Consider the following 13,815-nt stretch of genomic DNA (forward strand, 5'->3'; position numbering starts at 1 on the left):
CGTTGATCGCCCGTTGCCTCAGTCGGCTGGTGCCAGCTCGATTTCGCGTTCGAACAGCGCCACCGCCGTCTTCGCCACCTGACGGGTGTCGTAATAGGCATAGGCGCCGACGCCCATCGCCCCGACCACCGGCAGCCAGCGCGACACGCCCTTGCTCAGCACCCGCTCGCTGATGCGCAACCCGATCACGCCGGCCAGCGCGCGCGTCGCCTGCGTGGTCAGCTGGCGCACGATGAAGCGCTCGCCCAGGCGCACCGTCAGGTCGCGCACCGCCTGCGAGGCCATGTGCTTGAACAGGCAGTAGATCATCTGCTCGCGCGTCATCGTCGCCTGCCTGCCGTACAGCGCGGCGATGTCGGACACCAGCTGCGCCTGCACCCGCCACACCGCCATCAGCTCGGGCACCAGGGTCAGCCAGCCCAGTGGGCCCGGCGGCAGGGCCAGGCCGCCAGCGGTCAAGGCGGCCGCACGGGCGGCGGCCTGGGTCAGCGCCTCGGCGCGGGCGGCCGGGGTGCTGCTGATCGGCTCCTTGCTCGACGGAATGCGGCTGACAAAGCCCAGCACCGCGTCACCCATCTGCTGGGCCAGGCCGGTCTTTTCTGGCAGGGTGGTGAGGGCGCGGCTGCTCATGGTGGCCTGAATATAGCGTTGCAGCCGTACCATTGGCGACTTTCCCGCTCAAACAGCAGCCGAACCGATGGAAATCTACCTAGACGCAAACGCGACCACGCCGGTGCTGGCCCAGGCCCGGGTGGCCGCGATGCAGGCCATGGCCGAGGAATTCGGCAATCCCAGCAGCATCCACAGCACCGGCCTGAAGGCGCGGGCGATGATGGATGCGGTGCGCCAGCGCGCCCGCCAACTGCTGGATGCCGGCGCCGGCCAGCTGCTCTTCGTCAGCGGTGCCACCGAGGGCATACAGACGGCCGTGCTGTCGGCCCTGAGCGCGTTGCGCGAGCGTCGCGAGAACGGCGAGGCCATCGGCAGCCTGCTGCTTTACGGCGCCACCGAACACAAGGCCGTGCCCGAGACCTTGAAGCACTGGAACCAGCTGCTCGGTCTGCGGCTGCAGGTGCAGGCGATCCCGGTGGACCGCGATGGCCGTCACGACCTGGCCTGGCTGCGCCAGCACGCGGCCGACGCCGGCATGGTCTGCGTGATGGCGGCCAATAACGAGACCGGGGTGATCAGCGACCTGGCCGGCATCGCAGCCGTACTGGACGAGGCCGGCAGCCGGGCCCTGTGGATGGTCGATGGCGTGCAGGCGCTGGGCAAGCTGCCCTTGCATCTGAGCCAGACCCGCATCGACTACGCGCCGTTCTCCGGCCACAAGCTCTACGCGCCCAAGGGCATAGGCCTGCTCTATGTGCGCGAAGGCGCGCCGTTCACACCGCTGCTGGCCGGCGGCGGTCAGGAGAGCAGCCTGCGCTCGGGCACCGAGAATATGTCGGGCATCGCCGCTTTAGGCGCCGTGCTGGCCGCGCTTGACGATGGTCGGAGTTTTCGCAGTCATGCCGAACTGGAGGGCTTCCGCTTCCGCCTGGCCGAGGCGCTGCAGGCGGCGTTTCCGGGCGTGGTGTTCAATGCCTCGCTCGCCCTGTCGCTGCCGACGACCTTGAATTTCTCCGTGCCCGGCCTGAGCAGCAAGCTGTTGCTGGACATGTTCGACGCCGCCGATGTGCGTGTCAGCGGCGGTTCGGCCTGCAGCGCCGCCAAGGCCCAGCCCAGCTTCGTGCTGCAGGCGATGGGGTTGCCCGAGTGGCAGACGGCATCGGCGGTGCGCATGTCCTTCGGCCCGGCGGTCGAAGAAGCCTTCATCGCCGAGGCGGTGGCGCGCATCCATGCCTGCGGCCAGGCGATGCGGCGCACTTGCCTCAGCGGGGCCGACGACGAACCGCTGGCCGGCGATGGTGTCGTGCAGCTGAACTACGGCGGCGCCTGCACCTGGTTGCTGGCGGACCAGGCCGACCAGAGCTGCGTGGTGATCGATCCGCAGCCGGAGCTGGCCGGGCGAATCGAGCAATACCTGCGCTGCCAGGGCTATCGCGTGCTGGCGGTGCTCGAGACCTCTCCTGCGTCGGACTGGCCGCAGCCATCGACATCGCTGACACTCGCTGACGGCCAGGTGGTGCAGGCGCTGCAGCTTGGCGGGCAATGGTTGGCGCGCTTGCCCATGGGACAGGCCCAGGCCTATCTGCTGGGCAAGGCCCGCGAGGGGCGCCTGGTCGCTGCCGACGTGACGTTGGCTTTCTGCGGCGATGCCTTGATGCCCGACCTGATAGGCAGCGCTGATCCCATGCGCGAGCAGCAGCTGCAGCGCCTCGCCGCCGTGATCGGCCCGCAGACCTTGATCTGCCCCGCCCACGACTTCGACAACCGCCTGGCCACGACCTTGGCGGCCGAACGGCTCCCTCCAGGCCGGGCGGCGGGTGTCGAGCTGAATGCGGCGCAACTGGCCGACTTCCTGCTTCGCCACCCCGAGACCCTGGTCGTCGACGTGCGCGAACCCTATGAGCAACTGCTCAGCCAGACGCCCAGGCTGTCGGACTGGGCCCTGCAGGCCATGCCGCTGTCACGGCTGGTCAACGGCCTGCAGTCCTGGTTGACCGAACCGCAGCGGCCACTGGTGTTCTTCTGCCGCAGCGGCAATCGCAGCGGCCAGGCCGTGCAATGCCTGCGCCGTCTCGGCCATGCGAACAGCTACTCGCTGGCCGGCGGGCTGGCGCTGTGGGAGCGGCATGAGGCTTTCGCCCATAGCATCTGACCGCCCGGATGCAATCCGGGGCTGACCGGAACCCCGGATTCCATCCGGGCTACTCCAAAGGCAAACCGACGTAGTTCTCTGCCATCACCGTCATCGCCGCCGTCGAGCCGACCAGGTAGTTCAGCTCCGCCTGCTGCAGCCTGGCCTCGAAGCCGCCCTCGTCGGGGAACTGGTGCAGCAGCCGCGTCATGGACCAGGAGAAGCGCTCGGCCTTCCAGATCCGGCGCAGTGCCTTGGCCGAATAGGCGTCCAGGCCCGCCGCGCTTTGCTCCTGGTAGTGCTCGATCAGGCCCTGTGACAGATAGCGCACATCGGCCGCCGCCAGGTTCAGGCCCTTGGCGCCGGTGGGCGGCACGATGTGGGCGGCATCGCCGGCCAGGAACAGGCGGCCGAAGCGCAGCGGCTCGGCGACGAAGCTGCGCAGCGGGGCGATGCTCTTCTCGATCGAGGACGCGGCCCGCACGCGATCAGCGGCCTCGGGGTCCAGGCGCAGGCGCAATTCGTCCCAGAAGCGTGCATCCGACCATTGATCGACCGTGTCGCTGGCGCTGCATTGCACATAGCAGCGGCTGCGCGTCTTGCTGCGCATGCTGCACAGCGCGAAGCCGCGTTCATGCTGGGCGTAGATCAGCTCCTCCGAGACCGGTGGCGTGTCGGCGAGCACGCCCAGCCAGCCGAAGGGATAGACCCGCTCGAAGGTCTGTATCGCCGTGGCCGGCACGCTGGCGCGGCTGATACCGTGAAAACCATCGCAGCCGGCGATGAAGTCGCAGGCGATCTCATGCAGGGCACCGTCCTTGCGGTAGCTGAGCCGTGGCGCGGTGCTGTCGAAGTCATGCAGCGCGACCTCGGCGGCCTCGTAGACGGTGGGCAGCAGGGCGGCACTGCGGGCGGCCATCAGATCCCGGGTCAGCTCGGTCTGGCCATAGACCATCACCGACTTGCCACCGGTCAGCCCCTGCAGATCGATGCGGTGACGCTGGCCATTGAACGAGATCTCGAAGCCGTGGTGCTCCAGCCCATGGGCCAGCATATTGCCGCCGACGCCGGCCTGCGTGACCAGGTCCACCGTGGTCTGCTCCAGCAGACCGGCGCGGATGCGGCTCAGCACATAGTCGGCGCTGCGCTGCTCGATGATGATGTTGTCAATGCCCGCACGGTGCAGCAGGGCGCCCATCAGCAGGCCGGACGGGCCCGCGCCGACGATGGCGACTTGGGTTCTGGTCGTCATGGACTACCCCTTGATAGGCAAGGGCTGCAAGGCTAAATCAGGCTCGCCGCTGAGTTGCGGCGGCCGAAGCTCAACGGATGCGGCCGTTAGAGAAGCATGCGCAAATGCGCCTGCGCCTGCAACAGCGGCGGCAGGCATTGCTCGACCAGCTGATCCATGCTGATGCGCGAGGCGTGGACGCTGATATTCATCGCCGCCACGGCATCGCCGCGGTAGTTCTTCAGCGGCACCGACACGGTGCGCAGACCCAGCTCGTACTCCTGATCAACGCAGGCATGACCCTGGGCGCGGGCCCGCGCCACTTCGATGCGCAGGCGGTCCGGGTGGGTGATGGTGTAGGGCGTCAGCGGTGTCAATTCCTGGCGTGCAATCCAGGCATCGACCTCGCCCTGCGGCAGCGCAGCCAGCAGCATGCGGCCGTTGGCAGTGCAGTAGGCCGGCACGCGGGTGCCCGGCTGCAACGTGGATGAGACGACTCGGCCGGCGCTGGTGGCCGCAATGCAGATCACGTCGGCGCCGTCCAGCACGCCAGCCGAGCTGGCTTCCTTCAGCGCGTAAGCCAGCTTGTGCAACTCGGGCTCGACGATGCGCGGCAGGCGGGCCGAGTGCATATAGCTCTGACCCAGGCGCAGCACCTTGGGCGTCAGCGCGAACATCTTGCGGTCCTGCGACACGAAGCCCAGGTGCAGCAGGGTCAGCAGATAGCGGCGGGCGGCGGCGCGGGTCAGGCCGGTGCGGGTGGCCACCTCGCTGATCGTCAGGCGGGGGCGTTCCTGATCAAAAGCCTCGATCACGGCCAGTCCTTTTTCAAGGCCGGCCACCAGATCGCGCTTCAACGGCGCACTGCTGACCACGGCAGCGCTCGGAGACTCCCAGGCCGTTGCCGGGAAGGGGCTGGGCGAAAAATCGTCTTGCTCGTCGTTGGATGACATCGGGCGTCGCTATGTTGTGCGCATATCGCCCGAAACGGGGTGCGCGAACCAAGAATTCGCTGACTATAGGCCTGTGGCCTGGGTTTGTCCCCGTCGGATCGCCGTATATGGGCGCTATACGCACGGAAGCTGCGAGTCTGGCCTGAATGCACCGGCATGGGGCGCACGGGTTTGCGTGCCATCAAAGCGAAACGCCGCCGGGCTGTTAGGCAGCCCGGCGGCGTTGATGAGGGGTTCAGCGTCTAACGCCTGTTCAAACGCGCTCAACAATCAGCGCAATGCCCTGGCCGACACCTATACACATCGTGCACAGGGCGTAGCGGCCGCCGGTGCGGTGCAGTTGGTTGACGGCCGTCATGACCAGCCGTGCGCCGCTGGCCCCCAGCGGATGGCCCAGGGCGATCGCGCCGCCGTTCGGGTTGACGCGGGCATCGTCGTCCGCCAGGCCCAGGTCGCGCAGCACGGCCAGGCCCTGGGCGGCAAAGGCTTCGTTCAGCTCGATCACGTCCATTTGCGCCAGACTCAGGCCGGTCAAGGCCAGCACCTTGCGCGTGGCCGGTGCCGGGCCGAAGCCCATGATGCGGGGCGCCACGCCGGCCGCCGCCATGCCGACGACGCGGGCGCGCGGCGTCAGCCCCTGCTGGGAGGCGCCGGCTTCGCTGGCCAGCAGCAGGGCCACGGCGCCGTCATTGACGCCCGAGGCATTGCCGGCGGTCACCGTGCCATCGGGGCGCACCACGCCCTTGAGCTTGGCCAGCGCCTCCAGGCTGGTTTCACGCGGATGCTCGTCCTTGGCGACGATGATGGCGTCACCCTTTTTCTGCGCGATGCTGACCGGCAGGATCTCGGCGTCGAACACACCGGCCTTCTGCGCCGCCACCGCCTTGAGCTGGCTGGCCAGCGCCATGCGGTCCTGGGCCTCGCGCTCAATGCCGAAGTCGCTGGCCACGTTCTCGGCCGTCTCGGGCATTGAATCGACACCGTACTGCGCCTTCATCAGCTTGTTGACGAAGCGCCAGCCTATCGTCGTGTCATAGACGGCGTTGCTGCGCGAGAAGGCCGATTCGGCCTTGGGCATCACGAACGGCGCGCGGCTCATGCTTTCCACACCGCCGGCCAGCATCAGCTGCGCCTCACCCGAGCGGATGGCCCGCGCCGCCTGGCCCACGGCGTCCATGCCCGAGCCGCACAGCCGGTTGATGGTGGCGCCGGGGAGTTCGATCGGCAGTCCGGCCAGCAGCGCGGCCATGCGGGCGACGTTGCGGTTGTCCTCGCCGGCCTGGTTGGCGCAGCCGTAGAGCACGTCGGTCACCGCCGCCCAGTCCACCTTGGGGTTGCGCTCCATCAGCGCGCGCAGCGGCAGGGCGCCCAGATCATCGGTACGGATCGAGGACAGGGCGCCGCCGTAGCGTCCGAACGGGGTGCGGATGGCGTCGCAGATAAAGGCTTGGTTCATGGTCATGGGGGAGGGAGGTTGGAATTCAGGATTGGAGCAGGGGTTGGCCGACCAGGCGCTGTAGCTCGGCCGCTTCGAGGCCGGGGCAGCGCTGCAGCACACGCAGGCCTTCGGGCACCACCTCGAACACGGCCAGATCGGTATAGATGCGGCTGACGCAGGCGGGGGCGGTGAGCGGATAGCTGCACTCGGGGACGATTTTGCTCTCACCCTTCTTGCTCAGCAGTTCCATCATTACAAACGTGCGCTTGGCGCCCAGGGCCAGGTCCATGGCGCCGCCAACGGCCGGTATTGCATCGGCAGCGCCGGTATGCCAGTTGGCCAGATCGCCGCGCACCGAGACCTGGAAGGCGCCGAGCACACAGATGTCCAGATGGCCGCCACGCATCATCGCGAAGCTGTCGGCATGGTGAAAGAAGCAGCCACCCGGCCGCAGGGTCACCGGCTGCTTGCCGGCATTGATCAGATCGTAGTCCTCGGCGCCCGCGTCAGGCGCCGGGCCCACGCCCAGCACGCCGTTCTCGCTGTGCAGGATGACCTCGCGGTCGGCCGGGATCTGATTCGCCACCAGGGTCGGCAGGCCTATGCCCAGGTTGACGACCGAGCCATCGGCGATGTCCTGCGCGACGCGTTGTGCCATCTGCGCATGGGTCCAGGCCTGGTATGCGCTCATGACTTGACCCCTCCGGCAAGCGTCGAGGCGCGTGGAATCTGCACCACCCGCTGTATATAGATGCCTGGCGTGACGATCGCCTCCGGGTCCATCTCGCCCAGCTCGACCACCTCGTGCACGCTGGCAATCGCCGTGGTGGCGGCCGCGGCCATGATGGGCCCGAAGTTGCGCGCCGTCATGCGGTAGCTCAGATTGCCCCAGCGGTCGCCCCGCTCGGCCTTGATCAGGGCGAAGTCGGCCGCCAGCGGGTACTCCAGCACGTAGTGCCGGCCATTGATGACCCGGGTCTCCCTGCCCTTGGCCAGATCGGTGCCGTGGCCGGTGGGGGTGAAGAAGGCACCGATGCCGGCACCTGCGGCGCGTATGCGCTCGGCCAGATTGCCCTGTGGCACCAGTTCCAGCTCGATCTGACCGGCGCGATAGAGCCGGTCGAAGTGATGCGAGTCGGCCTGGCGCGGGAACGAGCAGATGATTTTGCGCACGCGACCGGCGGCCAGAAGGGCGGCCAGGCCGGTGTCGCCATTGCCTGCATTGTTATTGACCACGGTCAGCTCGCGTGCGCCCTGGCGCAGCAGAGCCTCGACCAGCTCGTTGGGCAGACCGGCGGTACCGAAGCCCCCAATCATCACGGTGGCGCCATCGCGCACATCGGCCAGCGCCTGGTCCGGCGTGGCCACGAATTTGTTGATCATGAGGTGAGAGCGACGGGCCCCCGGCTGGGATGGAACTTTGATGCTATGCCGCCCCCGTAGAGGGGTCAAGGCGTGCCGCTGGTGGGCGTCAGGTCGTGTCTTGTTGCCTCTTATGACGAAAAAGTGACGAGAAATTGCTAAAAACGCCGCCGATTTGGTCGATATGCGGGAAAGCACTGAGTCGTGGCGCCCGTCGCCGTCGCGGGCCGAATCGGCCCTCAGATGCGGGTTGGCAGTCGATCAGCCGGGTGAATGCGTGTCTTTTCCACGCTTTGCGGTACTCAAGAAACTGCACTCGGGAACGAGCCCCAAATCTTGACGTTTTTTGGCGCTCAAGCACACTCAAGTTGTCTCAAGGCGTTGCCGAAGACAGCTCAGGACGTGCTCATCAGCGGAGCCGCCTAATCTGAATGAAGGACAGATCTTCCGAACCGTTGATTGATGTCGGCCAGCTCAAGGTGGGGATGTTCATCCACCTGGATCTGGGCTGGATGTCGCATCCCTTTCCGCTGAGCAGCTTCAAGCTGACCACCGAGGAGCAGCTCGCCACGGTGCGCAGCCTCAAGCTCAAACAGGTGCGCTGGAGCCCGAGCAAGAGTGATTTGCAAGCGGACGCTGAACCGATTGCGCTTCCTGTTGCTTCGGCCGAAGGTGCCGCCTCGCCCGAGCCTGTGGCGGCCGCTCCTGCCGCGCCCAGCGCCGAGGAGTTGGCCAGGCAGGTCCACAAGGACGCCCTGAAGGCCCAGCGCGACGCTTTGAACCTGTGCGAGAAACAGTACGCCGAGGCCTCGACCGCCTTCCGGCAGCTGATCGAGATGGTGCCGCGCCAGCCCACCGGCTCGCGCGAGCAGGCTGAGGCGCTGACCAAGGCGCTGCTGGCCAAGATGCTCGGCGATTCCGACCTGAACATCCGTCTGTTGAGCGAGGGCGCAGGCGACCGCAACACCGCCCATGCGCTGAATGTGTCCATCATCTCGCTGCTGCTGGCCCGCGTCTTCAATATGTCGGCCGACGAGATGACCGATCTGGGCGTCGGGGCCCTGCTGCACGATATGGGCAAGCTGGAGCTGCCGGCACGGGTCCGTAGCCGCGACGACGGTTTCTCCAGCGCCGAGCTGCAGGCCTACCAGACCCATGTGGCCAAGGGCGTGGCCCTGGCGCAGAAGATGGGCCTCAGCGCCGGTCCGCTGCTGGTCATTGCCCAGCACCATGAGAATGCAGACGGCACAGGCTTCCCGCAGCGCCTGAACGCTGACCGCATGAGTGCCGCGGCCCGCATCGTGGCCCTGGTGAACCGGTTTGATGGGCTTTGCAATCCGGCCATACCGGCCAAATCGATGACGCCGCACGAGGCGCTGTCGCTGATGTTTGCCCAGGGCCGCAGCCGGTTCGACGCAACGATGCTGAATGCCTTCATCCGCATGATGGGGGTCTATCCCCCGGGCTCGGCGGTGCAGCTGACCGATGACCGCTTTGCCCTGGTCGTGGCCGTCAACTCGTCGCGGCCGCTGAAGCCTCGGGTGATGGTTCACGATCCCAAGGTGCCGCGCGAAGAGGCGCTGATACTGAATCTGGAGACCCAGCCCGACCTGGGCATACGCCGCAGCCTCAAGCCGGCGATGCTGCCCCAGTCGGCGCTGGACTATCTGTCGCCGCGCCAGCGGGTGGCCTACTTCTTCGAGCCGGTGGTGACTCGGCCAGAGACCTACCAGGAGCTGGCTGCGTGACATTCGGCGCGGTGTCTCAGGTCGCCCTGGGCGACCGCCCCGGCGTCTTGAGCCGCTGGGCGCCCCTGATCGGCGCCCTGCTCGAGGCCGTCTGGCTGGTGGACGCCGCGTCGCTGAAGATCATTGCGCTGAATGCCCCCGGCGCCCGCATGCTGGGCATGGACAGCTCCGAGCTGCTGGGCGTGTCGGTCGAGTCGCTGGTCTGCACACCCGAGGACATGATGTTCTGGTCGCAGGTCAGCGCCGGTGCGACCGAAGCGCTGTTCTCCGATACCCTGCTGCGCCACAAGGACGGCCACACCGTCTGGGTGACGCGTCGCATCAGCCATCTGCCGCCGGCCGCCGACGAACCGGGCGCCGGTCACTGGCTGGTGGCTCTGCACGACCAGACCCGCCAGCGCCAGAGCGAGGATGAGCGCGAGACCCTGCTGGCCGAGCTTCGCGCAACGCTTGAATCGACGGCCGACGGCATCCTGGTGACCGACCTGGCCGGCCGCATGCGCTCGTTCAACCAGCGCTTTGCTTCGCTTTGGAGCATTCCGGACGACCTGCTGGTCGAGAAGAACGATGAGGCGGTGCAGGCCTGGATGCGGCGCAGCGTGACAGAGAGCAGCGCCTATAACATCCGCCTGGCGGCCATCCAGGATGCGCCGCTGATGCAGGCCAGCGACGTCATCAAGCTGCACTGCGGCCGGGTACTGGAGCGCGTGTCGCTGCCCCAATGGAGCAAGGGCCGGCCAATCGGACGTGTCTATTCCTTCCGCGATCTGAGCGAGAAGCTGGCGGCCTCGCAGCGCATCGAGGAGCTGTCGCATACCGATGCGCTGACCGGTCTGCCGAACCGCCGGGCCCTCTCCGAACGCATCGACTATGCGGTGGCGATGGCGCGCCGCGAGGGCTCGGGCTTCGGCCTGCTGAGCATCAATCTGGACCGTTTCAAGCAGATCAACGACACCCTGGGCCACTCGTTCGGCGACCGCGTGCTGGTCGAGGTCACCGAGCGCATCAAGCGCAGCCTGCGCGAGGTCGACACGGTGGCGCGACTCGGGGGCGACGAATTCGCGCTGCTGGTGCATCAGGCCGACCCCCGTGGTGCCGAGGCCACTGCACGGCGCGTGCTCGATTCGATGGTCAAGCCCTTCACGCTGGACAAGCTCAGCTTCACGGTCACCGCCAGCATCGGCATCGCCCTGTATCCCAGCGATGGCACCAACACCGACGAGATGCTGGCCAGCGCCGACCGCGCCATGCACCGCGCCAAGGAGAGCGGCCGCGCGGGGTTCCGCTTCCACCAGCCGCGCAAGGACGTCGATCTGCTGTCACGGATGCGCCTGGACCACAGCATGCGTCAGGCACTGAAGGAGGGGCAGTTCCGGCTGCACTACCAGCCCCAGGTCGATCTCGATTATGGCCGGGTGATAGGCGCCGAGGCGCTGATACGTTGGCGCGATCCGGTGCGCGGCGAGATCTCGCCGGCCGAATTCATTCCGGTGGCCGAAGACAGCGGTTTCATCATCGCCATCGGCGACTGGGTGCTGCACGAGGCTGTCCGCCAGGCGGCGCTGTGGCAGCGGCGCGGTGCCTTCATGCCGGTATCCGTGAACGTGTCGGCGCTGCAGTTCCAGCAGCCGCGCTTTGTCGAGCACGTGGCCGATGTGCTGCTGGCTGCCGGCCTGCCGGCTGCGTTGTTGGAGCTGGAGCTGACCGAATCCATCCTGGTCCATGACGCCCACGAGGCCTTGCAACGTTTGCAGGGCCTGGCCGATCTGGGCGTGCGACTGGCCATCGACGACTTCGGCACCGGCTACTCCAGCCTGGGCTATCTGAAGCGCTTCCCGATCCAGCGGCTGAAGATAGACCGCAGCTTCGTCAAGGGCCTGCCCGACGACGCCAGCGATGTCGGCATTGCCAACGCCATCATCCAGATGGGCCGGGCCTTGAAGCTGCAGGTAATTGCCGAGGGCGTGGAGACCGTCGCCCAGCGCGAATTCCTGGCCCAGGCCGGTTGCCATGAGTTCCAGGGCTTTCTGTATGCCCCGGCGCTGGATGTGGCCAGCTTCGAGCAGCGCGTATTTGCGCCGCCGCGCATCAAGCCGCCGGCCTCGCTGCGGATGATGCGGCACGCCAACGGCGTTTAATGCGCTAACCCCAGCAGCGCGCCTTGAGGGCGTTGCACAATGGCGGCCAACACGCCACTGCAGCAAAGGCCCGCCATGCTCTACAAGTTCAAGTCCAAGGACTCCGCCGACGTGATCATGATGGGGCCGGCCGGCGATCATTTGCTCAAATTGCTAGGTCGCCCGGTCACGGCCAAAGGCATCTTCGAGCCCGCCGATCTGCCAGCGCTGATGGCTGCCATCGAGCAGGCGGTGGCCGCCGATGAGGCGGCCTATGCACAGGCGCAGGCCGAGGCCAGGGCGGAGGGCGTGCAACTGCCGCCACGCGAGGGCGTGAGCCTGCGCCAGCGCGTCTGGCCGCTGCTGGAGATGATGCGCCGCGCGCTGGCCAAGCACCATGACGTGGTCTGGGGTGTCTGAGCGATGACCCATCCCGCCGTGACCCGCATCCTGGCCATACGCCATGGCGAAACCGCCTGGAACGTCGATTCGCGCATCCAGGGGCATCTGGACATTCCGCTGAATGCCGTGGGGCGCGAGCAGGCGAGGAGGCTGGCCTTGTCGGTGGCCGGCGAGGACCTGACCGCGATCTACTGCAGCGATCTGTCGCGCGCCCATGCCACCGCCAGCGCCGTGGCCGAGTCGGTCGGCCTGCCCCTGAGCGTGGACAAGGGCCTGCGCGAGCGTTCCTTCGGCGCCTTCGAGGGGCTCAGCTTCAAGGAGATCGAGCAGCGCTGGCCCGATCAGGCCCTGCGCTGGCGTCAGCGTGACCCCCTGTTCGCGGCCGAGGGCGGTGAAAACCTGCAGACCTTCTATGCCCGCTGCGTCGGGGCCGTCAGGGCGCTGGCCGAGCGCCATGCGGGCGAGCACATTGCCGTGGTGGCCCATGGCGGGGTGATGGACTGCCTGTACCGGGCCGCCTCGCGGCTGGAACTGCATGCACCGCGCAGCTGGGAGCTGGGCAATGCCAGCATTAATCGGCTGCTCTATATGCCAGAGGGTTTCACCCTGGTGGGCTGGAACGACAAGTCGCACCTGGAAGGCCCGGCCCTGGATGAATTCAGCGATGGTGAGCGCCAAGGAATGACGACATGACTGCCGAAGCCATTCAAGTAGGTGACCCGGTCTCGGCCGTGGCCACGCCGGCCCTGGTGCTGGACCTGGACGCACTGGAACGCAATATCCAGAAGATGGCGGACTTTGCCGGCAACCACGGCATGCGGCTGCGGCCCCATGCCAAGACGCACAAGAGCGGCCACGTCGCGGCGCTGCAGAGGGCGGCTGGCGCTGTCGGCGTCTGCGTGCAAAAGCTCAGCGAGGCCGAGGCGCTGGCCGCCGCCGGCGTGGACGACATCTATATCAGCAACGAGATCGTGGATCCGCGCAAGCTGACCCGCATGGCGGCGCTGGCCCAGCGCGTGACCCTGGCCATCGCGGTGGACTCGCGGCTGGGCATAGACCGCCTGGCTGCTGCTGTGCGCGAGGCCGGCGCCCAGCTGGACGTGTTCGTCGAGATCGACGTCGGCCAGGGCCGCTGCGGCGTGGCGGCGACTGAGGCCGGTGCGCTGGCCCATCTGGTGGCCTCCCATCCCGGCCTGCGCTTTGCCGGGCTGCAGGCCTATCACGGCAAGGCCCAGCATCTGCGCAGCGTGGCCGAGCGCGAGGTCGCCATCCACCATGCGGTGACGGTGGCGCGCACGGCCCAGGCAGCGGTCACGGCCAGCGGTCTGAACTGTCCGTTGGTTACAGGCGCCGGCACCGGCAGCTTTGCGCTGGAAACCGCCAGCGGCCTCTACGGCGAGTTGCAGGCCGGCTCCTATGTGTTCATGGATCGCGACTATGCCGACAACGAGCCGCAGCGTGGCGTGCCGGTGTTCGAGCATGCGTTGTTCGTGAAGAGTCAGGTCATCAGCCGGGGCCTGTCCCACGCCGTTGTCGATGCCGGCCACAAGGCCCATGCGATCGACAGCGGCCTGCCCCGGGTCTGGGGGCGGGATCTGGAGTTCGCCAATGGCGGTGACGAGCACGGGATCCTGCGCGCCCGGGGCGACACCCTGCCCGAGCTGGGTGACACCGTCTGGCTGGTGCCCGGGCACTGCGACCCGACTGTCAATCTGCACGACCGCTATGTGGTGGTGCGCGGCGGGTTGGAGCAGGGGGTGGTGGCGCATCTCTGGCCTGTCCATGCCCGGGGTTGCCTGATCTGAATCGGGCGCCTATCAA

At 67.4% G+C, this 13,815-nt stretch carries 12 protein-coding genes; 6 read left to right on the forward strand and 6 right to left on the reverse strand.

Features of this window, described 5'->3' with window-relative positions; genetic code table 11:
- Positions 1-18: 18 nt before the first annotated feature.
- Positions 19-630 (reverse strand): hypothetical protein, encoded by a 612-nt coding sequence (locus DES47_RS10535; protein WP_133700606.1) that lies wholly within the window; start codon positions 628-630, stop codon positions 19-21.
- A 67-nt stretch (positions 631-697) separates the two neighbouring features.
- On the opposite strand from DES47_RS10535, the gene DES47_RS10540 reads away from it, so the two are divergent.
- A complete protein-coding gene (locus DES47_RS10540) occupies positions 698-2,764 on the forward strand; it encodes an aminotransferase class V-fold PLP-dependent enzyme (protein WP_133700607.1) in 2,067 nt (688 codons plus the stop codon).
- Between the two features lie 49 nt (positions 2,765-2,813).
- On the opposite strand, the gene pobA is transcribed toward DES47_RS10540, so the two are convergent.
- The 5 genes from pobA to DES47_RS10565 all read right to left on the reverse strand — a co-directional run bounded on the left by pobA (position 2,814) and on the right by DES47_RS10565 (position 7,748).
- Positions 2,814-3,995, reverse strand: coding sequence for a 4-hydroxybenzoate 3-monooxygenase (gene pobA, locus DES47_RS10545; RefSeq protein WP_133700608.1), 1,182 nt, complete (start codon positions 3,993-3,995; stop codon positions 2,814-2,816).
- 86 nt (positions 3,996-4,081) lie between these two features.
- Complete coding sequence (locus tag DES47_RS10550; protein WP_133700609.1) at positions 4,082-4,927, reverse strand: IclR family transcriptional regulator domain-containing protein; 846 nt, start codon at positions 4,925-4,927, stop codon at positions 4,082-4,084.
- A gap of 253 nt (positions 4,928-5,180) precedes the next feature.
- Positions 5,181-6,383 carry a 3-oxoadipyl-CoA thiolase gene (gene pcaF / locus DES47_RS10555; protein WP_208114954.1) on the reverse strand — a complete coding sequence of 401 codons (1,203 nt, stop codon included), beginning with the start codon at positions 6,381-6,383 and terminating at the stop codon, positions 5,181-5,183.
- 25 nt (positions 6,384-6,408) lie between these two features.
- On the reverse strand, positions 6,409-7,056 hold the full coding sequence (locus DES47_RS10560) for a 3-oxoacid CoA-transferase subunit B (RefSeq protein WP_133700611.1): 648 nt from the start codon (positions 7,054-7,056) through the stop codon (positions 6,409-6,411).
- A complete protein-coding gene (locus DES47_RS10565) occupies positions 7,053-7,748 on the reverse strand; it encodes a 3-oxoacid CoA-transferase subunit A (protein WP_133700612.1) in 696 nt (231 codons plus the stop codon). Before DES47_RS10565 ends, DES47_RS10560 begins: the two co-directional genes overlap by 4 nt.
- 410 nt (positions 7,749-8,158) lie before the next feature.
- On the opposite strand from DES47_RS10565, the gene DES47_RS10570 reads away from it, so the two are divergent.
- The 5 genes from DES47_RS10570 (at position 8,159) to DES47_RS10590 (ending at position 13,799) form a co-directional block, all read left to right on the forward strand.
- Positions 8,159-9,475: a cyclic di-GMP phosphodiesterase gene (locus DES47_RS10570; protein ID WP_133700613.1), complete on the forward strand. Its 1,317-nt coding sequence runs from the start codon at positions 8,159-8,161 to the stop codon at positions 9,473-9,475.
- The gene (locus tag DES47_RS10575) at positions 9,472-11,613 is read left to right on the forward strand and encodes a putative bifunctional diguanylate cyclase/phosphodiesterase (RefSeq protein ID WP_243748248.1); all 2,142 of its coding nucleotides are present in this window, start codon (positions 9,472-9,474) and stop codon (positions 11,611-11,613) included. Before DES47_RS10570 ends, DES47_RS10575 begins: the two co-directional genes overlap by 4 nt.
- Before the next feature lie 75 nt (positions 11,614-11,688).
- Positions 11,689-12,012, forward strand: coding sequence for a DUF1840 domain-containing protein (locus DES47_RS10580; protein WP_133700614.1), 324 nt, complete (start codon positions 11,689-11,691; stop codon positions 12,010-12,012).
- A gap of 3 nt (positions 12,013-12,015) precedes the next feature.
- A complete protein-coding gene (locus DES47_RS10585) occupies positions 12,016-12,687 on the forward strand; it encodes a histidine phosphatase family protein (RefSeq protein WP_133700615.1) in 672 nt (223 codons plus the stop codon).
- Positions 12,684-13,799: a DSD1 family PLP-dependent enzyme gene (locus DES47_RS10590; RefSeq protein ID WP_133700616.1), complete on the forward strand. Its 1,116-nt coding sequence runs from the start codon at positions 12,684-12,686 to the stop codon at positions 13,797-13,799. Before DES47_RS10585 ends, DES47_RS10590 begins: the two co-directional genes overlap by 4 nt.
- Positions 13,800-13,815: the final 16 nt, after the last annotated feature.

The organism is Roseateles toxinivorans (genome assembly GCF_004362525.1).
GTDB classification, from domain to species: Bacteria; Pseudomonadota; Gammaproteobacteria; order Burkholderiales; family Burkholderiaceae_C; genus Paucibacter; species Paucibacter toxinivorans.